Here is a 24,131-nt window from a genome sequence, read left to right as displayed (position 1 = left end):
AGGGCGGCCCGCGGGGCGGAAGGGCCCGACCTCCGACCCCCGACTGCACGCCGTGGTCGAGCTCGCCCAGGACATGGCGGGCACGCTGACCCCGCTGGACGCCGTCCGCGCCGCCGCCGTACGGGCCACCGCCGCGCTGGACGCCACCATGGCCGCCGTCTCGGTCTGGGACCGCGAGTCCGGGCGGCTGCGGGTGCTGGTCAACCACGGGGAGCTGGCACCCGGCGAGGAGGAACTGCCGGAGGACGAGTCGTACCCCGTCGCGGACTTCCCCGAGATCGTCACCTATCTGGAGGAGCGCTGGACGAGCGGCGGGCTCCCGCGCGCGTGGGTCCAGACCGCCGAGAGCTCGACCCCGCACGCCGGGTACGCGCACCCGGGCGCCGGCGCGTTCTGCCAGGAACGCTCCGCCGGACTGCGGCGCCGCGGCCGGGCCTGCTGCCTGGTCGCGCCGATCGTGCTGCACGGGCAGGCCTGGGGCGAGCTCTACCTGGCCCGCACCGCCGGAATGCCCGTCTTCACCGAGGCCGACGCCGACTACGCCACCCTGCTGGCCGCCCAGATCTCGGCCGGCCTCGCCCAGACCGAACGCCTCGCCGACCTGCGCAGGCTCGCCTTCACCGACCCGCTCACCGGCCTCGCCAACCGCCGGGCCGTCGACGCCCGGCTGGAGGGCGCGCTGGAGGCCCACAACCGCGACAACACCGTGGTCTCGCTGGTGGTCTGCGACGTCAACGGGCTCAAGCGGGTCAACGACCAGCTCGGCCACGAGGTCGGCGACCGGCTGCTGGAACGATTCGCCCACCAGCTGTCGCTGGCCGCCGCCAAGCTGCCCGGCAGTCTCGCCGCCCGGCTCGGCGGCGACGAGTTCTGCCTGCTCGCCGAGGGCCAGAAGGCCGACGAGGTGGTCGCCGTCGCCGAGGAGCTCTGCGCCCGGGCCCTCGCCCTCGCCGAGGGCGAGGGCGTCGCCTGCGGGGTCGCCTCCACCGGCGACTCGATCGGCCCGGTCACCACCCCCGACCGGCTGTTCCGGCTCGCCGACGCCGCCCAGTACCGCGCCAAGGCCGCCCGCGCCGCCCACCCCGTGGTCGCCGGCCGAAGCCACGGCCCCGGCTTCAGCCCCGACCCCACCCTGCTGCTCGCCGACGCCGCCGACCCCCACCACCGCGCCGACGCGCGCGGCCGCGGCGGCCGGGCCGGCGCCGGCGACCGCCGCCGCTTCCGCGGCGCCGCCCACAGCGCCGACCCCGGGCAGCTGCTCGCCGCCGTGCTCGCCGCGCTCGACCGCCACGGCGAGGCCCGCTCCGTCCACCCCGCCGACACCATCGGCAAGCTCTCCGTCGTCGCCGAGACCGCCGCCCGGCTGCTGGACGCGGTCGGCTGGTGGGTCTCGTACGTGCCGCCCGGCTCGCAGCTGATGCGCACCGCCCGGCACGCCGTCTACCGGATGACCAGCGGGCCCAGCAGCTCCCGCGCGGAGACCCAGCGGGCCCAGATCGAGGCCCCCGACGCGGTCTTCGACCTGCGTCACTACCCGATGACCCGGCGGGCCGTCCGCGGCGGTGCGTTCGCCCTGCGGGCCGGCGCCGCGGGCAACGACCCGGCCGAGGAGGCCATGCTGGTGGTCAGCGGCTACCGCGGCATGGTCGCCGCCGGCGGGCAGAACGTCGCGGGCGGCTGGCTGGTCGAACTCTTCGCCGACGACGCCACCCTGCCCCTCGGCCAGATCGCCTGCGCCCTCCGCACCCTGGTCGCCGTCGCCCTCGCCGGCCCGGCCTCCGCCCCGGAGGGGTGAGGGAGGGGGAGGGGAGGGTGTGGCGGGTGGTGGTCGTCCTCGCCGGTTCGGTCTTGGGCCCGGAGGGGTGAGGCAGGGGAGGGGTGGCGGGTGGTGGTCGTCCTCGTAGGGCCGGCCCCGGCTCCGGAGGGGGGAAACGGCGGGTGGTGGTCGTCCTCGCGGGCCCGGCCCCGGCCCCGGCTCCGGAGGGGTGAGCGGCGGGCTGTGGTGAGCGGTCCGGCCGGGGGTGGGGGATGTGCCGGTTCGGTGACCGGGGTGTTGTGACCGGGTCGCGCCGCGGGCGCGGACCTAGGCGCGGCGGTGGTGACGTGGGACAGTGAGCGCCGGTCCCCGGCCATCGTGGCCGGACCTGAATCGGGGGTCCCCACATGCGTGCTCGTGCGACGAGCCTCGTCCTGTCCGCGCTCCTGGCCTTCGGCGGTGCCGCCGTGGCCGCCGCGCCCGCGCAGGCCGCGCCCCGCGCGGCCGCCGTCAGCACCGTCGCCCAGGCCCCCGCCCAGGCCGCGCCCGGTGCCCCGGCCGCCGCCGCGCAGGCCGCCCCGGCGCCGGCCGCCGCCGTGCACGGCACCCAGCTGGCCGCCAAGGACAAGAAGAAGAAAAAGAAGAAGGGCTTCTTCGGCTCGGCGCTCGGCATCATCTTCGCCGTGATCGGCCTGGTGCTGGTGGTCGCCGTGGTGATCATCCTGGTGATGGTGCTCCGCCGCCGCAACAGCTGACCGCCGGGGCCGCCGACCGCCGACGCGCCCCGCCGACGCGCCCGGCCCACGGCGATCCGCCCACGGCGATCAGGCCGCGGAGATCCGGTCGGCCCGGGTGTAGACGTTGGCGCTCTCGCCGCGCAGGAAGCCGACCAGGGTCAGGCCGAGTTCCTCCGCCAGGTCCACCGCCAGCGAGGAGGGCGCGGAGACCGCCGCGAGCAGCGGCACGCCCGCCAGCGCGGCCTTCTGGGTCAGTTCGAACGAGGCCCGGCCGCTGACCAGCAGCACGTGCCCGGTCAGCGGCAGCCGGCCCTCGCGCAGTGCCCAGCCCACCACCTTGTCGACCGCGTTGTGCCGGCCGACGTCCTCGCGGGCGCAGAGCAGTTCGCCGCTCGCCGCGTCGAAGAGGCCGGCCGCGTGCAGGCCGCCGGTGGAGTCGAAGGTCCGCTGGGCGGCCCGCAGCCGGTCCGGCAGGCCGTACAGCAGCGCGGGGTCGACCGTGAGCGGGTCGGTGGCGACCGGCCAGCGCACATGGGTGCGGACGGCGTCGACGGTGTCCCGCCCGCACAGGCCGCAGGCGCTGGTGGTGAGCAGGTTGCGGTGGGCCGACAGCGGCAGGGCGGCGGCCGTGCCGCGCAGGGTCGCGTCCACGACGTTGTAGGTGTTGGCGCCGTCGGCGTCCGTCCCGGCGCAGTAGCGCAGGGCGGCCAGGTCGTCCCCGGAGTGCACCAGCCCCTCGCCCACCAGGAAGCCCGCCACCAGGTCGAAGTCCTGCCCGGGCGTGCGCATGGTGACGGTGAGCGGCTGCCCGCCGAGCCGGATCTCCAGCGGTTCCTCCGCCGCCAGTGCGTCCGGGCGGGTGCTGCGCCCGTCCCCGCGCAGCCGTATCACCCGTCGCCGCGCCGTCGCCCGTGTCATCGGCCTTTACCTCCGTCGTTCCCGTGCCACCCCAGCCTGCGTCACCGGGCCGCCGGAGCCGAAATCGGTGAGGATGGGGGCGTCGGCGCGGCCGGTCCGGTCGGTCCGGTCCGGGGCCGGTGCACCCCGAAGGCGTACCGACGGTTGTCATATCTTCATTCACCTGGTCTGATAATGCATATGGATATGCACAGTGCTGTGGCCCCCGACGCGCCGCTCGTCCAGGTCGGCAAGGCCGACGTCAGTGCCGAGGACGTGCTGGCCGTCGCCCGGGGCAACGCCCGGGTCGAGATCGGTCCGGACGCGCTCGCCGAGATGGCGTCGGCCCGGGCCCGGATCGACGCCCTCGCGGCCGAGCCGCGTCCCGTCTACGGGGTCTCCACCGGCTTCGGCGCGCTGGCCGTGCGCCACATCAGCCCCGAGCTGCGCGCCCAGCTCCAGCGCTCGCTGGTGCGCTCGCACGCCGCCGGGATGGGCCCGGCCGTCGAGCGCGAGGTGGTCCGCGCGCTGATGTTCCTGCGGATGAAGACGCTCGCCTCCGGCCGTACCGGCGTGCGCCCGCTGGTCGCCCAGACCATGGCCGCGCTGCTGAACGCCGGGATCACCCCGGTGGTCCGCGAATTCGGCTCGCTCGGCTGCTCCGGCGACCTCGCGCCGCTGTCGCACTGCGCCCTGGTGCTCATGGGCGAGGGCACGGCCACCGGCCCGGACGGCGTCGAGAAGCCCGTCGCCGAGCTGCTGGCCGCCGCCGGCATCGAGCCGGTCGAGCTGCTGGAGAAGGAGGGCCTGGCCCTCATCAACGGCACCGACGGCATGCTCGGCATGCTGGTCATGGCCATCGCCGACCTGCAGCGGCTGTTCACCACCGCCGACATCACCGCCGCGATGACCCTGGAGGCGCTGCTCGGCACCGACAAGGTGCTCGCCCCCGAGCTGCACGCCCCGATCCGCCCGCACCCGGGCCAGGCGCTGTCCGCCGCCAACATGCTGGCCGTCCTCAAGGACTCCGGCCTGACCGGCCACCACCAGGACGACGCCCCGCGCGTCCAGGACGCCTACTCGATCCGCTGCGCCCCGCAGGTGGCAGGCGCCGGCCGCGACACCCTGGCCCACGCCCAGCTGGTCGCCTCCCGCGAGCTGGCCGCCTCGGTCGACAACCCGGTGGTGCTGCCGGACGGCCGGGTGGAGTCCAACGGCAACTTCCACGGCGCCCCGGTCGCGTACGTGCTGGACTTCCTCGCCATCGCCGCCGCCGACCTCGGCTCGATCTCCGAGCGCCGCACCGACCGGCTGCTCGACAAGGCCCGCTCGCACGGCCTGCCGGCCTTCCTCGCCGACGACCCGGGCGTGGACTCCGGTCTGATGATCGCCCAGTACACCCAGGCGGCCCTGGTCGGCGAGAACAAGCGGCTCGCCGTCCCCGCCTCGGTCGACTCGATCCCGTCCTCCGCGATGCAGGAGGACCACGTCTCGATGGGCTGGTCCGCCGCCCGCAAGCTGCGCCAGGCCGTCGACAACCTCGGCCGGATCCTCGCGGTCGAGCTGACCGCCTCGGCCCGCGCCCTGGAGATCCGTCAGCAGGCCGACTCCGGCGGCACGATCGCCCCGGCCACCGCCGCCGCGATGGCCGTCGCCCGGGAGGCCGGGGTCGGCGGCGCCGGCCGCGACCGCTTCCTGTCGCCGGACCTGGAGGCCGCCGCCGCGCTGGTCGCCTCCGGCGAGCTGGTGCGCGCCGTGGAGAAGGTCACCGGGCCGCTGGCCTAGGTCCTCGCGCGAGCCGCCCCGGGGCGGTGGGGGATCACTCCCACTCGCTCCGGGGCGGCCGGGCCGTGCGGCGCTGCTCCTGGACGCGCTCGGCGATCGCCGTGGAGGCGCTCACGCCGACCAGTCCGGCCCAGCAGACGACCAGGCCCATCAGGCCCGAGGTGCCGGCGGCGACCCCGGACAGCGGGATGGCCATGATCAGCGTGAACGCGTGCATCCAGCCCGGCCGTCCGCCCCCTCCCCGGTGATGGTGGCCACGGCCGTACGGGTGGCCCTCGCCGACCCCGTGCTCGGCGAGCCGCCGCTCGACCCGGGCGTCCACCTGGGCGTCCAGCCGGGCGTCGAGCCGGGACAGGAAGGAGTCGACGATCTCGGCCTCGTACTCCTTGCCGAGCTCCTTGCGGGTCTGCAACGCGGCGTCGAGATCACGCTTCAATTCGTCCTGACGACTTTCCATGGACCAAGACTGGGCCCGGGCGGGGGCATCGGTCCACCGGCGGGCCGCGCATTCCGGGTCGGCTCAGGGGGAAATCAGGGTTCCCCCGAGGCGGCCCGGGCCGGTGCCGCCACCCGGCCGGGCCGCCCGCCCCGGCCACCAGCCGGAACCGCCGGACGTCCCGCCGGCCGTTCCGGCGTACGAGACGTCGTTGCCCACACGACCGGACTGCTGCACAGTCGTCCGGACAGTCCGAGCCCGGAGGTACCGCTGATGACCGCCACCGACGACACCGGCACCGGTGACACCGGCGCGGTCGGGCCCTCCGCCCGGCTGCTCCAGCTCTTCGAGGGCCACCGGCTGACCCCCACCCAGCGCCGGATCGCGCACTCGCTGGTCCGGCACGCCACCGAGGCGCCGTTCCTCTCCAGCGTCGAGGTCGCCGAGCTCGCCGGCGTCAGCCAGCCCTCGGTCACCCGCTTCGCGGTGGCGCTCGGCTACGACGGCTACCCGGCGCTGCGCAAGCAGCTGCGCGAACTCGGCGCGGGCGAACCGGCCGCGCCGGAGACCCCCGACGACGCCGTGCGCAACGAGCACCAGCAGGCCGTCCTCGCCGAGATCGCGCACCTGCGCCACCTCGCCGAACTGCTCGCCGACCCCGAGCCGATCGTCCGCGCCGCCCGGCTGCTCGCCGCCTCCCGGCCGCTGCCGGTGCTCGGGCTGAGGGCCGCCTCCGCGCAGGCCCGCGGCTTCGCGTACTTCGCCGCCAAGGTGCACCCGGACATCAGACTGCTCGACGAGGGCGGCAGCATGCTCGCCGACCGCATCGAGCAGGCCGCCGCGGCCGGGGCGAGCGCGCTGCTCTGCTTCGCGCTGCCGCGCTACCCGCGCGAGCTGATGGACGCTCTGACGGTGGCCCGGGACTGCGGTCTGACGGTGCTGACGGTCGCCGACTCGGCCTTCGCGCCGGTGGCCAAGCTCTCCGACCTGATGCTGCCGGCCGCCGTCGGCACCGGCCTGGTCTTCGACACCGCCTGCGCGCCGATGATGCTCGGCCGGGTGCTGCTGCAGACCATGTGCGACGAACTCCCGGGCGCCGAGGCGCGGTTGGAGGCCATCGAGCAGTCGGCGGCGGCCCGCGGGCTGTTCCTGGAGTAGCCGCGCCGCGGCGGCCGGGCGCGGTTGGCCGCGCCGGGACGTTGGTGACCGGCCCGGAGCGGGAATGCCCTCTTCAGGGGGTGCCCTCATGCGCGTGATCCACGAGATGAAGTTCGTCGGCCGGCTCGCCTCCGGCGCCGACGAGTGGTCCTGCCCGGCCTGCGGACGCCGCGTCACCGTCCGCCGGCTGCCCGAACCCGAACTCGCCGTCCTCGATCCGGGCGACGAGACCGTCGTCCACGTCGGGGTCATCGAACCCGACCCGCGGGCCGCCGCGGCCGCCGAGAAGTACGGCCTCGGCCCCGTCCAGGACATCCCCCGCCCGCCCGGCCCCCCGCCCCCGGCCACCCCGGACGCCGAGGACCGCCGCTGGCTCGCCGAGATCGGCATCGACTGGGACGGCGAGTCCGCGGCCTGACGGCTGGTCAGCTGCGGCTGACCGGCGCGTACAGCGGAAGCTCCGAGGTGTTCAGCTCCGGCAGCGGGGCGGCCAGTGGCACCGGTTCGCCGTACGTGCCGTGCAGCACGCCCTGGTACACCCCGTCGCGCGGGTGGGTGTGGAGTGTCCAGGCGCCCTTGCGGGGGTCGACCGCGAGGAGCGCGGGCACGCCTGCGGTGGCGTACCACTCGGTCTTGGTGCCGATATGGCTGACGCGCTCGGAGCTGGAGATGACCTCCACGGCCAGCGCGACATCGCGCGGGTCGGCGAGCCACTCGTCGTCGTCGTCCCAGTCGATGGGGAGAATCACCAGATCGGGGGTGGAGTAGTCCTCCTCGTTGCCCGGCATGAACACGGACGACACCTCGTAGGCGCCGAGGTCGGCGGGGAGCTCCGGTTCGAGCTGCCTGCGCAACCGCCGCACGGTCCCCGCGTGCTTGCCGCGAGGGGTGGGGGACATCACCAGGGTTCCTCCGATGATCTGCACCCGGAGGCCGGTGCTCCGCTCGATCTCCTCCGCGGCGTCCCGGAGTCTGCCCGGACGCACGGCGATGGCCGTCATCGCGTTCCTCCGTTCGTCGGCGCTGGGCCGAGTGGTTGGTGTTCGCCGGGTTCAGGGTAGCGCTCGGCGGGTCGGGGGGTCGGGGCTGATCGGATGGGTCCGAGGTCTGGTCGCAGGCTGAATGATTGGATATATTCAGTCCTGTCAATCATGAATGAATCCATCCGTAGGGAGGCCGGGAGCATGGTGCAGCAGACGAGCGGGCCGCGTGAGGTACGTGCGGCGCGCGGGACGGGGCTGACGGCGCAGGGGTGGCAGCAGGAGGCCGCCCTGCGGATGCTGATGAACAACCTCGACCCCGAGGTGGCCGAGCACCCGTCGAAGCTGGTGGTGTACGGCGGGACCGGCAAGGCGGCGCGTGACTGGCGCTCGTTCGACGCGATGGTCCGCACGCTGCAGAACCTGAAGCAGGACGAGACCATGCTGGTCCAGTCCGGGCGTCCGGTCGGCGTGATGCAGACCCACGAGTGGGCGCCGCGCGTGCTGATCGCCAACTCCAACCTGGTCGGCGACTGGGCCAACTGGGAGGAGTTCCGCCGGCTGGAGAGCCTCGGTCTCACCATGTACGGCCAGATGACCGCCGGCTCCTGGATCTACATCGGCACCCAGGGCATCCTGCAGGGCACCTACGAGACCTTCGCGGCCGTGGCCAACAAGCGCTTCGAGGGCACCCTGGAGGGCACCATCACCCTCACCGCCGGCCTCGGCGGGATGGGCGGCGCCCAGCCGCTGGCCGTCATCATGAACGGCGGCGTGGCGATCTGCGTCGACTGCGACCCGTCCCGGATCGCCCGCCGGATCGAGCACCGCTACCTGGACGTCGAGGCCAAGGACCTCGGCCACGCGCTGGAGCTGGCCACCGCCGCCCGCGACAAGCGGCAGCCGCTCTCCATCGGCCTGCTGGGCAACGCCGCCGAGGTGTTCCCGCAGCTGCTGGCGATGGACGCGCCGATCGACATCGTCACCGACCAGACCAGCGCCCACGACCCGCTGAGCTACCTGCCGGTCGGCGTCGCCTTCGACGACATGGCGACCTACGCGGCCGAGAAGCCCGCCGAGTTCACCCAGCGCTCCCGCGAGTCGATGGCCCGCCACGTCGAGGCGATGGTCGGCTTCCTGGACCGCGGCGCCGAGGTCTTCGACTACGGCAACTCCATCCGCGGCGAGGCCCAGCTGGCCGGCTACGACCGGGCGTTCGCCTTCCCGGGCTTCGTCCCGGCGTACATCCGCCCGCTGTTCTGCGAGGGCAAGGGCCCGTTCCGCTGGGCGGCGCTCTCCGGCGACCCGCAGGACATCCACAAGACCGACAAGGCCGTCCTCGACCTGTTCCCGGAGAACGAGTCGCTGGCCCGCTGGATCAAGATGGCCCAGGAGAAGGTGCACTTCCAGGGCCTGCCCGCGCGCATCTGCTGGCTCGGCTACGGCGAGCGCGACAAGGCCGGCGAGCGCTTCAACGACATGGTCGCCTCCGGCGAGCTGTCCGCGCCGCTCGTGATCGGCCGCGACCACCTGGACTGCGGCTCGGTCGCCTCGCCGTACCGCGAGACCGAGGCGATGCTGGACGGCTCCGACGCGATCGCCGACTGGCCGCTGCTGAACGCCATGGTCAACGTGGCCTCCGGCGCGTCCTGGGTCTCCATCCACCACGGCGGCGGCGTCGGCATCGGCCGCTCGATCCACGCCGGCCAGGTCACCGTCGCCGACGGCACCGCGCTGGCGGGCGAGAAGATCCGCCGGGTGCTCACCAACGACCCGGGCATGGGCGTCATCCGGCACGTCGACGCCGGCTACGACCGGGCCGACGAGGTCGCCGCGGAGCGCGGGGTCCGCATCCCCATGGGCGAGCTGTGACCTCCTTCGCCGGGACCTCCTTCGAAGAGATGTGGGCGGAGCTGCTCCCCGTGGGCCGCTCCGCCTCCTCCGGCGGCTACCGCCGCTTCGCCTGGAACGCGGCCGACACCGAGTGCCGCGCCTGGTTCGAGGAGCAGGCCCGCGACCGCGGCCTGACCTACGAGCTGGACCGCAACGGCAACCAGTGGGCCTGGCTCGGCGACCCGAACGGCGAGGGCGCGATCGTCACCGGCTCGCACCTGGACTCCGTCCCGGACGGCGGCGCCTTCGACGGCCCGCTCGGCGTGGTGTCCTCCTTCGCCGCGCTGGACGAACTGCGCGCCAGGAACGCCGCCTTCACCCGGCCGCTGGCGATCGTCAACTTCGGCGACGAGGAGGGCGCCCGGTTCGGCGTGGCCTGCGTGGGCTCGCGCCTCAGCGCCGGCGTGCTGAGCCGCGAGCAGGCGTACGGGCTGCGCGACGCCGACGGCGTCCGGCTGCCCGACGCCATGGAGCGGGCCGGCCAGGACCCCACCGCCATCGGCGCGGACGGGGACCGGCTGGCCAGGATCGGCGCCTTCGTCGAGCTGCACGTCGAGCAGGGCCGCTACCTCTCCGAGGGGCAGCCGGTCGGCGTGGCCTCGGCGATCTGGCCGCACGGCCGCTGGCGCTTCGACTTCCACGGCGAGGCCAACCACGCCGGCACCACCCGGATCGAGGACCGCCGCGACCCGATGCTGACCTTCGCCGACACCGTGCTCTCGGCCCGGGAGAAGGCGGCCCTCGCGGGCGCGCTGGCCACCTTCGGCAAGGTCGCGGTCGAGCCCAACGGCACCAACGCGATCGCCTCGCTGGTCCGCGGCTGGCTGGACTCGCGGGCCGCCGACGAGGGGATCCTCACCGGGCTGGTCGACGCGATCGAGCGGGCCGCCCACGAGCGGGGCGGGCGCGACGGCGTACGGGTGGAGCTGACCCGCGAGTCGTACACCCCGGTGGTGGACTTCGACGGCCCGCTGCGCGACCGCCTGGCGAAGCGGCTGGGCGGGGTCCCGGTGCTGCCCACCGGGGCGGGACACGACGCCGGGATCCTGGCATCGGCGATCCCGACCGCCATGCTGTTCGTACGGAACCCGAGCGGCGTCTCGCACTCCCCGGCGGAACGCGCCGAGACCGCCGACTGCCTGGCCGGGGTCGCCGCGCTCGCCGACGTACTGGAGGACCTGGCGTGTCAGTAACCTACTGGGCGCGGTACGCCTGGCTGCCGCACGTCAACGGGCCGGTGGTCGAGCACGACGTGCTGATCGCCACCGCCCCCGGCGGGCGGATCGCCAAGGTGACGCCGGACAGCGGACCCTGCCCGCCCGGCGCCGTCCGGTTGGACGGCCTGCTGGTCCCCGGGCAGGCCAACGCGCACTCGCACGCCTTCCACCGGGCGCTGCGCGGCAGCGTCCAGGTCGGCTCGGGCACCTTCTGGACCTGGCGGGACACCATGTACCGCTTCGCCGGGGCGCTCGACCCGGACAGCTACCTGGCGCTGGCCACCGCCGTCTACGCGGAGATGGCGCTGGCCGGGATCACCGCGGTCGGCGAGTTCCACTACCTGCACCACGCGCCCGGCGGGGTGCGCTACGACGACCCCAACGCGATGGGCGAGGCGCTGATCGAGGCCGCCGCCCGGGCCGGCATCCGGATCACCCTGCTGGACACCTGCTACCTGTCCTCGGGCTTCGGCGCCGAGCCGACCAAGCCGCAGCGGCGCTTCAGCGACGGCGACGCCGACGCCTGGGCCGCCCGCGCCGCCGACCTGCGGCCGCGCGAGCACGCCCGGATCGGCGCGGCCGTCCACTCGGTGCGCGCCGTCCCGGCCGAGCAGCTGGGCACCGTCGCGCACTGGGCCTCGATGCGCAAGGCGCCCCTGCACGTCCACCTCTCCGAGCAGACCGCCGAGAACGACGCCTGCCTCACCGCGCACGGCGTCACCCCGACCCGGCTGCTCGCCGACCACGGCGCGCTCGGCCCGCGCACCTCGGCCGTGCACGCCACCCACCTCACCGACGAGGACATCAAGCTCCTCTCGGACTCCTCCACGACCATCTGCATGTGCCCCACCACCGAGCGGGACCTCGCGGACGGCATCGGCCCGGCCCGCCAGCTGGCCTCGGCCGGCTGCCCGGTCACCCTGGGCAGCGACAGCCACGCGGTGATCGACCCCTTCGAGGAGGCCCGGGCGCTGGAGCTGGACGAGCGGCTGCGCACCCGCACCCGCGGCCACTGGACGGCCAACTCGCTGCTGCGGGCGGGCACCGAGGACGGTCACGCCTCGCTGGGCTGGCCGGAGGCCGGGCGGATCGAGGCCGGTTCGCTGGCCGACTTCACCGTGATCGGGCTGGACTCGGTGCGCACCGCCGGCCCGCCCTCCCACCTGGGCGCCGAGATCGCGGTGTTCGCCGCCTCGGCCGCCGACGTGCGGCACGTGGTGGTCGGCGGCCGGCACGTGGTCAAGGACGGGGTGCACCAGCTGGTGCCGGACGTCCCGGCGGCCCTGCGTGACTCGATCGCGGCGCTGAGCTGCTGAACGGGCGCCCGGCGGCCCGTCCTGCCACGGCCGGGCGGGGCCGCCGGACCCATCCGAGTGAACCTCCCGGGGGCGGGCGGCGGGGGCCGATCCCGCCGCCCGCCCCCGGGCCGTGAGAAACCCCCTCCGAGAGGCTGGACGTGAGCATCCCGAGCACCCTGATCACCGGCATCGGCAGCCTGGTCACCAACGACCCCGCACACGGGACCGGGCCGCTGGGCCTGCTCACCGACGCGGCCGTGGTGATCGACGGCGGCGAGATCGCCTGGGTGGGCCCCGCCGAGGGGGCGCCCGCCGCCGACGAGCGCTTCGACGCGGCCGGCCGCGCCCTGCTGCCGGGCTTCGTCGACTCGCACGCCCACCTGGTCTTCGCCGGCGACCGCACCGCCGAGTTCAACGCCCGGATGTCCGGCCAGTCGTACACCGCCGGCGGCATCCGCACCACGGTCGCCGCCACCCGGGCCGCCTCGGACGCCGAGCTGGACGCCAACCTGGCCCGCTTCGTCCGGGAGGCGCTGCGCCAGGGCACCACCACGATCGAGTGCAAGTCCGGCTACGGGCTGACCGTCGCCGACGAGGCCCGCGCGCTGCGGATCGCCGCCTCGTACACCCCCGAGACCACCTACCTCGGGGCCCACGTGGTCGCGCCCGAGTTCGCCGAGGACCCGGCCGGGTACGTCGACCTGGTCACCGGCGACATGCTGGACGCCTGCGCGCCGTACGCCCGCTGGGTGGACGTGTTCTGCGAGCGGGGCGCCTTCGACGGCGACCAGGCCCGGGCGGTCCTCACCGCCGGCGTCGAGCGCGGCCTGACCCCCCGGGTGCACGCCAACCAGCTCTCGTACGGGCCCGGTGTGCAACTGGCGGTGGAGCTGGGCGCGGCCTCGGCCGACCACTGCACCCACCTGACCGACGAGGACGTGGCGGCGCTGGCCGGCTCGGCGACCGTGGCGACCCTGCTGCCGGGCGCGGAGTTCTCCACCCGCGCCCCCTATCCGGACGCGCGCCGGCTGCTCGACGCGGGCGTGACCGTCGCGCTCTCCACCGACTGCAACCCGGGCTCCAGCTTCACCAGCTCGATGGCGTTCTGCCTGGCCGTCGCCGTCCGCGAGATGGGGATGACCCCGGACGAGGCGGTGTGGGCCGCCACCGCGGGCGGCGCCCACGCGCTGCGCCGCAGCGACGTCGGCACGGTCGCCGTGGGCGCCCGCGCCGATCTGCTGCTGCTGGACGCGCCCTCGCACGTGCACCTGGCCTACCGGCCGGGCGTGCCGCTGACCGCCGCGGTCTGGCGGGCGGGCGTGCGCGAGGTCTGACCGGGCCGCGACGCACGACGGCGGGAGCCGGAGGAACGCCCGAGGGCCGGTACGGGATCCCCGTACCGGCCCTCGCCGCGTGGTGCGGTGTCCGACGACGTCAGTGCACGTCGCCCATGAGGCGGCTGACCTTCTTGCGGTACAGCGCCAGCGCCACGCCGGCCAGGATGGCCAGGGCGCCCTGGGCGGCGAAGTACCAGGTGGAGCCGGTGGCGTCGCCCACGACCATCTGGGTGAGCGCGGTGACGCAGTTGCCCGCGGTGACCGCGAGGAACCAGACGCCCATCATCTGGCTGGCGTACTTGGCCGGGGCCAGCTTGGTGGTGACCGAGAGGCCGACCGGGGAGATGGTCAGCTCACCGACGGTCTGGACCAGGTAGACCACGGCCAGCCAGAGCGGGGTGACCTTGGTGTCGCCGGAGGCGACGGCCATGGCGACCATCATCACCAGGAACGAGGAGCCGATGGCCAGCAGGCCGAAGGCGAACTTCGCGGTGGTGCTCGGGTTCTTGGCGCGCTTGGAGAGCCAGACCCAGAGCCAGGCGAAGACCGGGGCCAGCGCCATGATGTAGAGCGGGTTCAGCGACTGGAACCAGCTGGTCGGGAAGTCGAAGCCGAGCAGCGTGGTGGAGGTCTTCTCCTCGGCGAAGATGCTGAGGGTCGAGCCCGACTGGTCGTAGATCATCCAGAACAGGGCGGCGGCCACGAAGAACCAGATGTAGCCGCGCATCTTGGACTTCTCGTCCGCGCTGAGGTCCTTGTCCCGCTGCACCCGGGCGAAGTACACGGCCGGGATGGCGATGCCGAGGATCGACAGCGGCAGCAGCACCCACTGCAGGGTGAACGAGCCGGACAGCACGACGGTGCCGTAGAAGACGGCGGCGGCGGCCAGCCAGGCGGCGGCCATCCGCAGCACCCGGCGCTTCTCGTCCGCGGTGATCGGGTTGTTGACCACGCTGCTGCGCTCGCTCAGGTGGCGGCTGCCGAGCAGGAACTGGGCCAGGCCCAGCGCCATGCCGACACCGGCCAGGGCGAAGCCCAGGTGCCAGTCGACCTTCTGGCCGACGGTGCCGATGACCAGCGGCGCGAGGAAGGCGCCGAGGTTGATGCCCATGTAGAAGACGGTGAACCCGCCGTCCCGGCGAGGGTCGTTCGGGCCGTCGTACAGGTGGCCGACCATCGTGGAGATGTTGGCCTTGAGCAGGCCGGAGCCGATCGCGACGACCCCGAGGCCGGCGAAGAAGGCGGCCTTCGAGGGGACGGCCAGCATGAAGTGGCCGAGCATGATGACCGCGCCGGCCACGGCGACCGTGCGGCGCGCGCCCAGGAAGCGGTCGGCGATCCAGCCGCCGGGCAGGGCGAGCAGGTAGACCATCGCGTTGTACACGCTGACGACGGCCGTGGCGGCGCCGACCTGCATGGCCAGGCCGCCCTCGGCGGTCTCGGCCACCATGTAGAACACGAGCAGTGCCTTCATGCCGTAGAAGCTGAAGCGCTCCCACATCTCGGTCATGAAGAGGGTGGCCAGACCGCGGGGGTGTCCCAGGAAGGTCTTGCCGCCGGGGGAGGAGGGGCGCTGTACGCCCGCCTCCAGGGTCGATGACGCCATGAGTGGTGGTTCCTTGCTCTGATCTGGGCCCGAGCCGGCCAAGGGGGGTGGAGGCCGGACGGGGACGGAACCACTGTACGTGGCGATATTTGGCGGCATCAGCTGACAAAACCCACCAATTAGGTATAGCGATGGTCAAGTTTCCGACGGACCACCCCGAGCAATCCATGGTAGTGCCGCGCAAATTCCTTCGGATCCAAGATCAAACGGGAGATCCTTTGGTGATCGGCAAAACGGGCCGAACGGCGCGCCGCGAGGGGCCGTCCGTGGAGCCGATCACTCTCTGTGAACTACCTCACAGCACCGAGGGGCATACCCCGGCGGACTACCATCGGCCCATGACCTGTGTGCTGCTCGCCGAGGACGATCCGGCGATCTCCGAACCGCTCGCCCGTGCCCTGCGACGCGAGGGATACGAGGTGCTCGTCCGCGAGGACGGGCCGACCGCACTGGCCGCGGGACTGGGGGAGGACGTCGACCTCGTCGTCCTGGACCTGGGACTGCCCGAGATGGACGGCCTGGAGGTGTGCCGCCGGCTGCGCGCGGACGGCCGCAGCTGCCCCGTCCTGGTGCTCACCGCCCGTGCCGACGAGGTGGACACCGTCGTCGGCCTGGACGCCGGCGCCGACGACTACGTCACCAAGCCCTTCCGGCTCGCCGAGCTGCTCGCCCGCGTCCGGGCGCTGCTGCGGCGCGGCAACGTCGACCAGCTCACCACCGGCGCGCACGGGGTGCGGATCGACATCGAGTCGCACCGGGCCTGGCTCGGCGAGGAGGAGCTGACCCTCTCCGCCAAGGAGTTCGAGCTGCTGCGGGTGCTGGTCCGCGACGCCGGCCGGGTGGTCACCCGCGAGGAGATCATGCGCCAGGTCTGGGACACCACCTGGTGGACCTCCACCAAGACCCTCGACATGCACATCTCCTGGCTGCGCAAGAAGCTCGGCGACGACGCCGCCAACCCCCGCTACATCGCCACCGTGCGCGGTGTCGGCTTCCGTTTCGAGAAGAACTAGCGACTCCGAGAACCAGTAACTCCGAGAGCAACGACCCAGCCGGGTACGACAGGGCGGGAGCGGCCGCGTGAAGCGCCGGATGATCAACTCACTGCTGGGCGTGGTCCTGGTGGTGGTCGCGGTGTTCTGCGTACCGCTCGCCCTGGTCGAGAAGCGCACCATCGTCAACTCCGCCCAGGACCGGGTGGACGCGTCCGCCGTCCGGGTGCTCGCCCTGGTGGAGAGCCGGCTCGCCGCGGGCGAGCCGGTCACCGGCGAGAAGTTCGCCAACCAGGTCGCCGAGGGCACCTACGTCGAGGTGGCGATCCCCGGGCAGCCGACCGTCACCATCGGCACCCCGCCGCCCGGTGACCATCCGCTGCAGGCCGTCGAGCAGGGCCTCAGCGGCGAGACCGTCACCGTCGAGCAGTCCCGCGAGGCCGTCGACCACGAGATCGGCAACATGCTGCTGCTGCTCGGCGTGGTCGCCCTGCTGGCCGTCCAGGCCGCCGTGGCGCTCGCCGTCTGGCAGGCCAAGCGGCTCGCCCGTCCGCTCACCGACCTCGCCGAGACCGCCGAGCGCCTCGGCTCCGGCGACCCCCGCCGGCGTGACCGCCGCTACGGCGTCCCCGAGCTCGACCGGGTCGCCGAGGTGCTGGACGCCAGCGCCGAGCGGATCGCCCGGATGCTCACCGCCGAGCGCCGGCTCGCCGCCGACGCCTCCCACCAGCTGCGCACCCCGCTCACCGCGCTCTCCATGCGGCTGGAGGAGATCACCGCGCTCGCCGAGGAGCCGGAGACCGTCAAGGAGGAGGCGAGCATCGCCCTCCAGCAGGTCGAGCGGCTCACCGACGTGGTGCAGCGGCTGCTCACCAACCAGCGCGACCCGCGCAGCCCGTCCGCGGTCTCCTTCGACCTGGACGAGGTGATCAAGCAGCAGGTCGAGGAGTGGGGCGCCTCGCTGCGCGGCACCCACCGGGTGCTCCAGGTCGAGGGCCTGCGCGGGGTGACGGCGGTCGGCACCCCCGGCACGGTCGCCCAGGTGCTGGCCACGCTCATCGAGAACTCGCTGATGCACGGCTCCGGCCTGATCACCCTGCGGGTCCGGCCCTCCGGCACCTCGGTGGTCGTCGAGGTGCAGGACGAGGGCGCCGGTGTCCCCGCCGAACTGGGCAACCGGGTGTTCGAGCGCGCGGTCAGCGGCCGCAACTCCACCGGCATCGGCCTGGCCGTCGCCCGTGACCTCGCGGAGGCGGACGGCGGCCGGCTGGAACTGCTCTCGCTGCGGCCGCCGGTGTTCGCGCTCTTCCTCGGCCGCAGCCACCGGGACTAGCGGCCACCGGGACCGGCGGCCACCGGGACCGAACGCTCCGGGGCCGCTCAGCCCTCCGGCATGACGCCCATCTGGCGCATCACGCTCATGACGTCCCAGTGCCACCAGCCTTCCTTGATCATGCCGTTCTCGAAGCGGAAGGTCGTGGTGCCGTGGCTGACGATGTCCTTGCCGGTGGCCGGGATGCCCCGGTACTCGCCGGTGTGCCGGGCGTTCCACGTCCAGCGGCAGCACACCTGGTCGCCCTCGGCGACCATGCCGTCCATGGTGAACGTGAAGTCGAAGCCCGCCAGGTACTCCTCGACCTCGGCCTTGATCGCGGCCATGCCGATCTTGTCGGTCTCGTTGGCGAAGTCGTGGTCGTGGTAGTCCGTCGCGAACATCTGCTCGATGACCGCGGTGTTGCCCTTGCCCATCTCCTCGAACACCCGGGCCGCGGACGTCTTGTTGAACTGCGCGTCCCGGACCACGTCCAGGTCGGTGAAGGTCGGCGGCTCCTCGCAGAGCGCCACCATCTCCCGGAATATCCGGTCGGTCTCGGGCAGGTTGGAGTTCCTCATGGCCTCCTCGTAGGAGGGGAACTCGACGATCTCCACGACGTGGTTGCGGTCGGAGCGGTCCGTGCCGACCACCGAGTGGCTGGCGGTCCGCTTTCCGCGGGTCTGCTCGGCCCAGGTGTCCATGAGCCGGTTGAGCTCGTCCACCTTGTCGGTCTTGCAGTCGATGATCTGGACGAACGCCATGACGAGCCTCCTGGGAGCCCCCCTCGGTCCCGATCGTCCGCCGACCGTGCTCGCCCTCGCCTACCACTCTCCTCCCGCCGCGCCGGGCGCGGCAAGCGGGGCCGCTACTCGGCCTTGGCGAGCCGGTTCTCCGCGGCCGCCAGCACGTGTTCGGCCCGGGCGACCACCTCGGCGGCGACCGGTTCGGCCGGCTCCGGGAGCGCCTTGAAGACCCAGGTGCGGTACGAGACGAAGCGGAACACCGTGCCCACCCCGAGGCCGATCACCTTGGCGGCGAGCTGCTGGAAGTGCGAGTCCAGGCCCAGCACGTACACCGAGAAGCCCAGCAGGCCGGTCTCGATCAGCATGCCGGCGCCGCTGAACACCAGGAACAGGGTGATCTCCCGCCTGCGGGAGGCGGCGTCGCGGTCCTTGTACAGCCAGTAGCGGTAGCCGAGGTAGTTGGTGGTGATGGCGACCAGGGTGGCGACCACGTTGGAACGCAGCGAGGCCAGGCCGAGGCCGTTGATGCAGAGCCAGAAGACGGCGAAGTTGACCGCGACCCCGCTGAGGCCGACCAGGGCGAACTTCAGTACCTCGCCGCGGATCTCGCGCACCCGCTGGACCAGCGAGGGTTTCTCGGTGGCGGTCGTCGCCATGCCGTTCGCCATGCCGTGCTGCCTCCATCTGCCCGCCGGACGAAAGGGCCGCGGCGATCGCGCTGCGGCCCTTCAGCCCTGCGTGCACGCACATGATCGGATCACGCGTACGAGGACCTGGCCATCCAGGCTACCCGTTTCCTCCGTTCGGCTCAGCCCCGGGCCGCCAACCGCCGGTCGGGCCGCGCCGCCGGGCGGAGCGGTTCCCGGGCCTCCCACCGGCCCGGATATCCTGGCGGGGTGACTTCCCCGGGCAATGTGAATTTTCCAGTGGTGGGCATGATCGGCGGCGGGCAGCTGGCCCGCATGGCACACCAGGCGGGCATCCCGCTCGGGGTCAGGTTCAAACTCCTCGCCGACACGCCCCAGGATTCCGCCGCGCAGGTGGTGTCCGACGTCGTCCTCGGTGACTACCGCGACCTCGACACCCTGCGCCGTTTCGCGGCCGGCTGCGACGTGATCACCTTCGATCACGAGCACGTGCCGACCGAGCACCTTCGGGCCCTGCAGGCCGACGGCATCGCCGTCCGCCCCGGCCCGGAGGCCCTGGTCAACGCCCAGGACAAGGGCGTGATGCGGGCGAAGCTCGACTCCATCGGCGTGCCCTGCCCGCGCCACCGCATCGTCGCCGACCCGGCCGACGTGACGGCCTTCGCGAACGAGGGCTCCGGGTACCCGGTGGTCCTCAAGACGGTCCGCGGCGGATACGACGGCAAGGGCGTCTGGGTGGTCGACGACGAGGGGCAGGCGCAGGCGCCGTTCCTCGCCGGCGTGCCCGTCCTGGCCGAGGAGAAGGTCGACTTCGTCCGCGAGCTGGCCGCCAACGTGGTGCGTTCGCCCAGCGGCCAGGCCGTCGCCTACCCGGTGGTGGAGAGCGTCCAGGAGAACGGGGTCTGCGCCGAGGTCACCGCGCCCGCGCCCGACCTCGACCCGGCGCTGTCCGACGAGGCCCAGCAGCTCGCCCTGCGGATCGCCGGCGAGCTGGACATCACCGGCCACCTGGCGGTCGAGCTGTTCCAGACCCGGGACGGCCGGATCCTGGTCAACGAGCTGGCCATGCGTCCGCACAACTCCGGGCACTGGAGCCAGGACGGCGCGGTCACCTCGCAGTTCGAGAACCACCTGCGGGCCGTCCTCGACCTGCCGCTCGGCGACCCCCGGCCGCGCGCCCGGTGGACCGTCATGGTCAACGTCCTCGGCGGCGACTACCCGGACATGTACCACGCCTTCCTGCACTGCATGGCCCGCGACCCGGGCCTGAAGATCCACATGTACGGGAAGGACGTCAAGCCCGGCCGCAAGGTCGGTCACGTCAACGTCTTCGGGGACGACCTCGACGACGTCCGCGAGCGCGCCCGCCACGCGGCCGCCTACCTGCGAGGAACGATCACCGAATGACGACTCCGCTCATTGGCATCGTGATGGGCTCGGACTCCGACTGGCCCGTCATGGAGGCCGCCGCCCAGGCACTCGACGAGTTCGAGATCCCCTACGAGGTGGACGTCGTCTCCGCCCACCGGATGCCGCGCGAGATGGTCGCGTACGGCGAGGACGCGCACCGGCGCGGGCTGAAGGCGATCATCGCGGGTGCCGGCGGCGCCGCCCACCTGCCGGGCATGCTCGCCTCGGTGACCCCGCTGCCGGTCATCGGCGTGCCGGTGCCGCTGCGCTACCTGGACGGCATGGACAGCCTGCTGTCGATCGTGCAGATGCCGGCCGGCGTGCCGGTGGCGACCGTCTCGGTCGCGGGCGCCCGCAACGCCGGTCTGCTGGCCGTGCGGATGCTGGCGGCGTTCGACCCGGAGCTGGCGGAGCGGATGACCGACTTCCAGGCCGAGCTGAACAGCCAGGCCACCGAGAAGGGCAAGAAGCTGCGGGCCAAGGTGGCGGGTTCCTCCTCGTTCGGCTTTGGAAAGTAGTCAAATCGGATAGAACAGCTCGTATGACATCTGAGCTGTTGGACTCCGCCGCCCTGCTCGACCGCGCCCGGGCCGTGCTCCGCGACACCCCCGTGCTGGACGGTCACAACGACCTCCCCTGGGCGATGCGGGAGCAGGCCGGGTACGACCTCGACGCGCTCGACCTGGCCGCCGACCAGCGCGACCGGCTGCACACCGACCTCGTCCGCCTCGCCGCGGGCGGGGTCGGTGCGCAGTTCTGGTCCGTCTACGTCCCGGCCAGGCTGGCGGGCGACCACGCGGTCAGCGCCACCCTGGAGCAGGTCGACTTCGTCCACGCCCTCGCCGACCGCTTCCCCGAACGGCTGCGGCTCGCGCTGACCGCCGACGAGCTGGAGGCGGCCCGCGCCGACGGACGGATCGCCTCCCTGATGGGCGCCGAGGGCGGGCACTCCATCGACTGCTCGCTCGCCACCCTGCGCGCCCTGTACGCGCTCGGCGTGCGGTACCTGACGCTCACCCACAACGACAACGTGCCGTGGGCCGACTCCGCCACCGACAAGCCCCGCGCCAACGGCCTCACCCGCTTCGGCGAGGAGGTCGTCCGGGAGATGAACCGGCTCGGCATGCTGGTCGACCTCTCGCACGTCTCCGCCGACACCATGCGCGACGCGCTGCGGGTCACCGAGGCGCCGGTGATCTTCTCGCACTCCTCCGCGCGCGCCGTCTGCGACCACCCCCGCAACATCCCCGACGACGTCCTCGCCCAGCTGCCCGACAACGGCGGCATCGCGATGGCCACCTTCGTGCCCAAGTTCATCCTGCCTGCGGCCATCGAGTGGACCGTCGCGGCGGACGAGAACATGCGCGCCCACGGCTTCGACCACCTCGACACCACGCCCGCCGGGATGGACTGCCAGCGCGCCTTCGAGGCGGCCAACCCGCGCCCGGTCGCCACCGCCGCCACCGTCGCCGACCACCTCGACCACATGCGGGAGGTGGCCGGCGTCGACCACATCGGCATCGGCGGCGACTTCGACGGCACCGCCTTCCTGCCGGCCGGCCTGGACGACGTCTCCGGCTACCCCAACCTGATCGCCGAGCTGCTGCGCCGCAACTGGTCGCCGGCCGACCTCGCCAAGCTCACCTGGCACAACGCGGTGCGCGTGCTGCGCGACGCCGAGACGGTCGCCGCCGGACTGCGCCGCACCCGGCGGCCGTCCATCGCCACCATCGCGGAGCTGGACGGCGCCTGACCGGCCCGGGCCGGCGCCGCTCAGTCCAGCAGGGGGATCTCGATCGCCGGGCACCTGTCCATGACGATCGAGACCCCGGCGGCCCGGGTCCGCCCGTACGCGGCCTCGTCGATCACGCCCAGCTGGAACCAGACGGCCTTGGCGCCGATCCCCACCGCCTCGTCGGCCACGGCGCCGGCCAGCGCGGAGTTCACGAACACGTCGACGACGTCGACCTCGAACGGGATCTCGGCCAGCGAGCGGTAGCCCTGCTCGCCGAGCACCGTCTCGGCCTTCGGGTGGACCGGCACGATCCGCTTGCCGAAGCGCTGGAGCACCCGGGCGACGCCGTACGCGGCCCGGGCGGTGTTGTTGGAGAGGCCGACCACGGCCCAGGTGTCCCCGGAGCCCGTGAGGATGTCGCGGACCGTCGCCTCGTCGCCATAGCTCGTCATGCCGGATGGAACGACGGTCCGCCGCCGGGGATTCCCCGACGGGCCCCCGGGAGGCCTCAGCTGGGGCGGCCCAGGGCGCGGTACGTCCAGCCGGCCGCGCGCCAGGCGTCGGCGTCCAGCACGTTGCGGCCGTCGAGCAGCCGGCGCTCGGCGACCACCGCGCCCAGCTCGGCCGGGTCCAGCGCGCGGAACTCCTGCCACTCGGTCAGGTGCAGGACGACGTGCGCGCCCTCGGCGGCCTCCATCGCGGACTCCGCGTAGGACAGGCCCGGGAACATCTTGCGGGCGTTGTCCATCGCCTTGGGGTCGTACACCGTGACCTGGGCGCCCTGGAGCTGGATCTGGGCGGCGACGTTGAGCGCGGGGGAGTCCCGGATGTCGTCCGAGTTGGGCTTGAAGGCCGCGCCGAGCACGGCCACCCGGCGGCCCAGGAAGCCGCCGTCGCACTGCTCGCGGGCCAGCTCGACCATCCGGGAGCGGCGCCGCATGTTGATCGAGTCGACCTCCCGCAGGAAGGTCAGCGCCTGGTCGGCGCCCAGCTCCCCGGCCCGGGCCATGAAGGCGCGGATGTCCTTGGGCAGGCAGCCGCCGCCGAAGCCGAGACCGGAGTTGAGGAACTTGCCGCCGATCCGCTCGTCGTACGCCAGCGCCTCGCTCAGCCGGGTCACGTCGGCGCCGGCGGCCTCGCAGACCTCCGCCATCGCGTTGATGAAGGAGATCTTGGTGGCCAGGAAGGAGTTGGCGGCGGTCTTCACCAGCTCGGAGGTCGCGTAGTCGGTGACCACGAAGGGCACCCCGGCCGCGATCGGCTCCGCGTACACCTCGCGCAGCAGCCGCTCGGCGCGCTCGCTGTGCAGGCCCGCCACGATCCGGTCCGGGCGCAGGGTGTCCTGGACGGCGAAGCCCTCGCGCAGGAACTCCGGGTTCCAGGCGAGCTCGGCGTCCTCGCCGACGGGCGCCAGCGCGGCCAGCCGCTCGGCCAGCCGGCCCGCCGAGCCGACCGGGACGGTGGACTTGCCGACCACCAGCACCGGACGGGTCAGGTGCGGGGCCAACGCGTCGAAGGCCGCGTCGACGTAGCTCATGTCGGCCGCGAACTCGCCCTTGCGCTGCGGGGTGTTGACGCAGACGAAGTGCACGTCGGCGAACTCGGCCACCTCCTCGATCGAGGTGGTGAAGCGCAGCCGTCCGGTGGACCCTTCGTGGCCCGCCACGTGCTTGAGCAGCAGCTCCGACAGGCCCGGTTCGTACATCGGGATCCGGCCGGCGGTCAGGGTGGCGATCTTCTCGGGGTCGATGTCCAGCCCGAGCACCTCGAAGCCGAACTCGGCCATCGCGGCGGCGTGGGTGGCGCCGAGGTAACCGGTACCGATCACGGAGATGCGCAGGGTCACGGGTTCCCCTTCAGGTGGATGTCGACGGTGGCCGGGACCCGATGCTATCCGGCCGCGCGGGGTGCCCGTCGGCGCGATCCCGTCACGACCGCGGCGGGCGACATGCGAGGTCGCGGGGCCGACGAGCCTAGGCACCGCCGGGCCGGAGTCCCTAGGATCTACTGAACGGTCATTAACCGATCTTGGATCCCATCTCTCTTCACCACGCGAACGAGGCAGGCGGACATGGCGGGCAGCGCAGGGGCGGCGGACTTCGATCTCTTCCGGATCTCCGAGGAGCACGAGATGCTCCGGGAGGCGGTGCGTTCGCTGGCCGAGGCGAAGATCGCGCCGTTCGCGGCGG

21 protein-coding genes and 2 pseudogenes are annotated in these 24,131 nt (G+C 73.3%); 15 read left to right on the top strand and 8 right to left on the bottom strand.

All coding sequences use genetic code 11. From position 1 onward, the window contains the following. Nucleotides 1-73: 73 nt before the first annotated feature. Nucleotides 74-1,207 (top strand): annotated as a pseudogene (locus ACWEQL_RS18275) (diguanylate cyclase domain-containing protein); the annotation flags it as partial. 956 nt (nt 1,208-2,163) lie between these two features. After that, entirely contained in the window at nt 2,164-2,511 is a 348-nt protein-coding gene (locus ACWEQL_RS18270; protein ID WP_452151286.1) for a hypothetical protein, read from the top strand. A gap of 69 nt (nt 2,512-2,580) precedes the next feature. On the opposite strand, the gene fdhD is transcribed toward ACWEQL_RS18270, so the two are convergent. Next, the gene (gene fdhD / locus ACWEQL_RS18265; RefSeq protein ID WP_452151285.1) at nt 2,581-3,411 is read right to left on the bottom strand and encodes a formate dehydrogenase accessory sulfurtransferase FdhD; all 831 of its coding nucleotides are present in this window, start codon (nt 3,409-3,411) and stop codon (nt 2,581-2,583) included. Between the two features lie 180 nt (nt 3,412-3,591). Here fdhD and hutH point away from each other — a divergent pair, with 180 nt between their 5' ends. Next, nucleotides 3,592-5,175, top strand: coding sequence for a histidine ammonia-lyase (hutH, locus tag ACWEQL_RS18260; protein WP_452151284.1), 1,584 nt, complete (start codon nt 3,592-3,594; stop codon nt 5,173-5,175). 34 nt (nt 5,176-5,209) lie between these two features. Here hutH and ACWEQL_RS18255 read toward each other — a convergent pair whose 3' ends face one another. After that, on the bottom strand, nt 5,210-5,632 hold the full coding sequence (locus ACWEQL_RS18255; protein WP_452151283.1) for a hypothetical protein: 423 nt from the start codon (nt 5,630-5,632) through the stop codon (nt 5,210-5,212). Nucleotides 5,633-5,884: 252 nt separating this feature from the next. On the opposite strand from ACWEQL_RS18255, the gene ACWEQL_RS18250 reads away from it, so the two are divergent. Together ACWEQL_RS18250 and ACWEQL_RS18245 are read left to right on the top strand one after the other, a co-directional pair. Further along, on the top strand, nt 5,885-6,769 hold the full coding sequence (locus ACWEQL_RS18250) for a MurR/RpiR family transcriptional regulator (protein ID WP_452151282.1): 885 nt from the start codon (nt 5,885-5,887) through the stop codon (nt 6,767-6,769). An 88-nt stretch (nt 6,770-6,857) separates the two neighbouring features. After that, nucleotides 6,858-7,187 carry a hypothetical protein gene (locus tag ACWEQL_RS18245; RefSeq protein ID WP_452151281.1) on the top strand — a complete coding sequence of 110 codons (330 nt, stop codon included), beginning with the start codon at nt 6,858-6,860 and terminating at the stop codon, nt 7,185-7,187. A 7-nt stretch (nt 7,188-7,194) separates the two neighbouring features. Here ACWEQL_RS18245 and ACWEQL_RS18240 read toward each other — a convergent pair whose 3' ends face one another. After that, a complete protein-coding gene (locus tag ACWEQL_RS18240; RefSeq protein ID WP_452151280.1) occupies nt 7,195-7,770 on the bottom strand; it encodes a Uma2 family endonuclease in 576 nt (191 codons plus the stop codon). Nucleotides 7,771-7,953: 183 nt separating this feature from the next. Between ACWEQL_RS18240 and hutU the strand changes: the two genes are divergently transcribed. The 4 genes from hutU to hutI all read left to right on the top strand — a co-directional run bounded on the left by hutU (nt 7,954) and on the right by hutI (nt 13,491). Further along, on the top strand, nt 7,954-9,621 hold the full coding sequence (hutU, locus tag ACWEQL_RS18235; protein WP_452151279.1) for a urocanate hydratase: 1,668 nt from the start codon (nt 7,954-7,956) through the stop codon (nt 9,619-9,621). A 29-nt stretch (nt 9,622-9,650) separates the two neighbouring features. Beyond that, entirely contained in the window at nt 9,651-10,835 is a 1,185-nt protein-coding gene (locus ACWEQL_RS18230; RefSeq protein ID WP_452151307.1) for an allantoate amidohydrolase, read from the top strand. After that, nucleotides 10,826-12,175, top strand: a complete 1,350-nt coding sequence (locus tag ACWEQL_RS18225; protein ID WP_452151278.1) for a formimidoylglutamate deiminase — start codon at nt 10,826-10,828, stop codon at nt 12,173-12,175. The genes ACWEQL_RS18230 and ACWEQL_RS18225 overlap by 10 nt, the downstream gene beginning before the upstream one ends. 146 nt (nt 12,176-12,321) lie before the next feature. After that, complete coding sequence (hutI, locus tag ACWEQL_RS18220; RefSeq protein ID WP_452151306.1) at nt 12,322-13,491, top strand: imidazolonepropionase; 1,170 nt, start codon at nt 12,322-12,324, stop codon at nt 13,489-13,491. Nucleotides 13,492-13,591: 100 nt separating this feature from the next. Here the strand turns inward: hutI and ACWEQL_RS18215 are convergent, their stop codons facing one another. Further along, entirely contained in the window at nt 13,592-15,100 is a 1,509-nt protein-coding gene (locus ACWEQL_RS18215; protein WP_452151277.1) for a peptide MFS transporter, read from the bottom strand. A gap of 338 nt (nt 15,101-15,438) precedes the next feature. On the opposite strand from ACWEQL_RS18215, the gene ACWEQL_RS18210 reads away from it, so the two are divergent. Beyond that, on the top strand, nt 15,439-16,113 hold the full coding sequence (locus ACWEQL_RS18210; RefSeq protein ID WP_452151276.1) for a response regulator transcription factor: 675 nt from the start codon (nt 15,439-15,441) through the stop codon (nt 16,111-16,113). Nucleotides 16,114-16,180: 67 nt separating this feature from the next. Continuing rightward, nucleotides 16,181-17,425, top strand: coding sequence for an ATP-binding protein (locus ACWEQL_RS18205; protein ID WP_452151275.1), 1,245 nt, complete (start codon nt 16,181-16,183; stop codon nt 17,423-17,425). 47 nt (nt 17,426-17,472) lie between these two features. On the opposite strand, the gene ACWEQL_RS18200 is transcribed toward ACWEQL_RS18205, so the two are convergent. Continuing rightward, a complete protein-coding gene (locus ACWEQL_RS18200; protein WP_452151274.1) occupies nt 17,473-18,168 on the bottom strand; it encodes an ester cyclase in 696 nt (231 codons plus the stop codon). Nucleotides 18,169-18,272: 104 nt separating this feature from the next. Continuing rightward, on the bottom strand, nt 18,273-18,818 hold the full coding sequence (locus ACWEQL_RS18195) for a GtrA family protein (RefSeq protein ID WP_452151273.1): 546 nt from the start codon (nt 18,816-18,818) through the stop codon (nt 18,273-18,275). A 246-nt stretch (nt 18,819-19,064) separates the two neighbouring features. Here ACWEQL_RS18195 and ACWEQL_RS18190 point away from each other — a divergent pair, with 246 nt between their 5' ends. Genes ACWEQL_RS18190 through ACWEQL_RS18180 form a run of 3 tightly spaced genes read left to right on the top strand, consistent with a single transcriptional unit; the run spans nt 19,065 to nt 21,960 of the window. Next, on the top strand, nt 19,065-20,204 hold the full coding sequence (locus ACWEQL_RS18190) for a 5-(carboxyamino)imidazole ribonucleotide synthase (RefSeq protein WP_452151305.1): 1,140 nt from the start codon (nt 19,065-19,067) through the stop codon (nt 20,202-20,204). After that, nucleotides 20,201-20,725: a 5-(carboxyamino)imidazole ribonucleotide mutase gene (purE, locus tag ACWEQL_RS18185; protein WP_452151272.1), complete on the top strand. Its 525-nt coding sequence runs from the start codon at nt 20,201-20,203 to the stop codon at nt 20,723-20,725. Before ACWEQL_RS18190 ends, purE begins: the two co-directional genes overlap by 4 nt. Before the next feature lie 23 nt (nt 20,726-20,748). Next, nucleotides 20,749-21,960, top strand: coding sequence for a dipeptidase (locus tag ACWEQL_RS18180; protein ID WP_452151271.1), 1,212 nt, complete (start codon nt 20,749-20,751; stop codon nt 21,958-21,960). Nucleotides 21,961-21,980: 20 nt separating this feature from the next. On the opposite strand, the gene ACWEQL_RS18175 is transcribed toward ACWEQL_RS18180, so the two are convergent. After that, on the bottom strand, nt 21,981-22,394 hold the full coding sequence (locus tag ACWEQL_RS18175) for a CoA-binding protein (protein WP_452151270.1): 414 nt from the start codon (nt 22,392-22,394) through the stop codon (nt 21,981-21,983). Nucleotides 22,395-22,450: 56 nt separating this feature from the next. Beyond that, nucleotides 22,451-23,788, bottom strand: coding sequence for a UDP-glucose dehydrogenase family protein (locus tag ACWEQL_RS18170; protein WP_452151269.1), 1,338 nt, complete (start codon nt 23,786-23,788; stop codon nt 22,451-22,453). Nucleotides 23,789-24,013: 225 nt separating this feature from the next. Here ACWEQL_RS18170 and ACWEQL_RS18165 point away from each other — a divergent pair. Next, nucleotides 24,014-24,131 (top strand): annotated as a pseudogene (locus tag ACWEQL_RS18165) (acyl-CoA dehydrogenase); the annotation flags it as partial.

The organism is Kitasatospora sp. NPDC004240 (genome assembly GCF_053603215.1).
The sequence above is the reverse complement of the archived record's forward strand: the minus strand, read 5'-3'. Positions and strand labels throughout refer to the sequence as shown.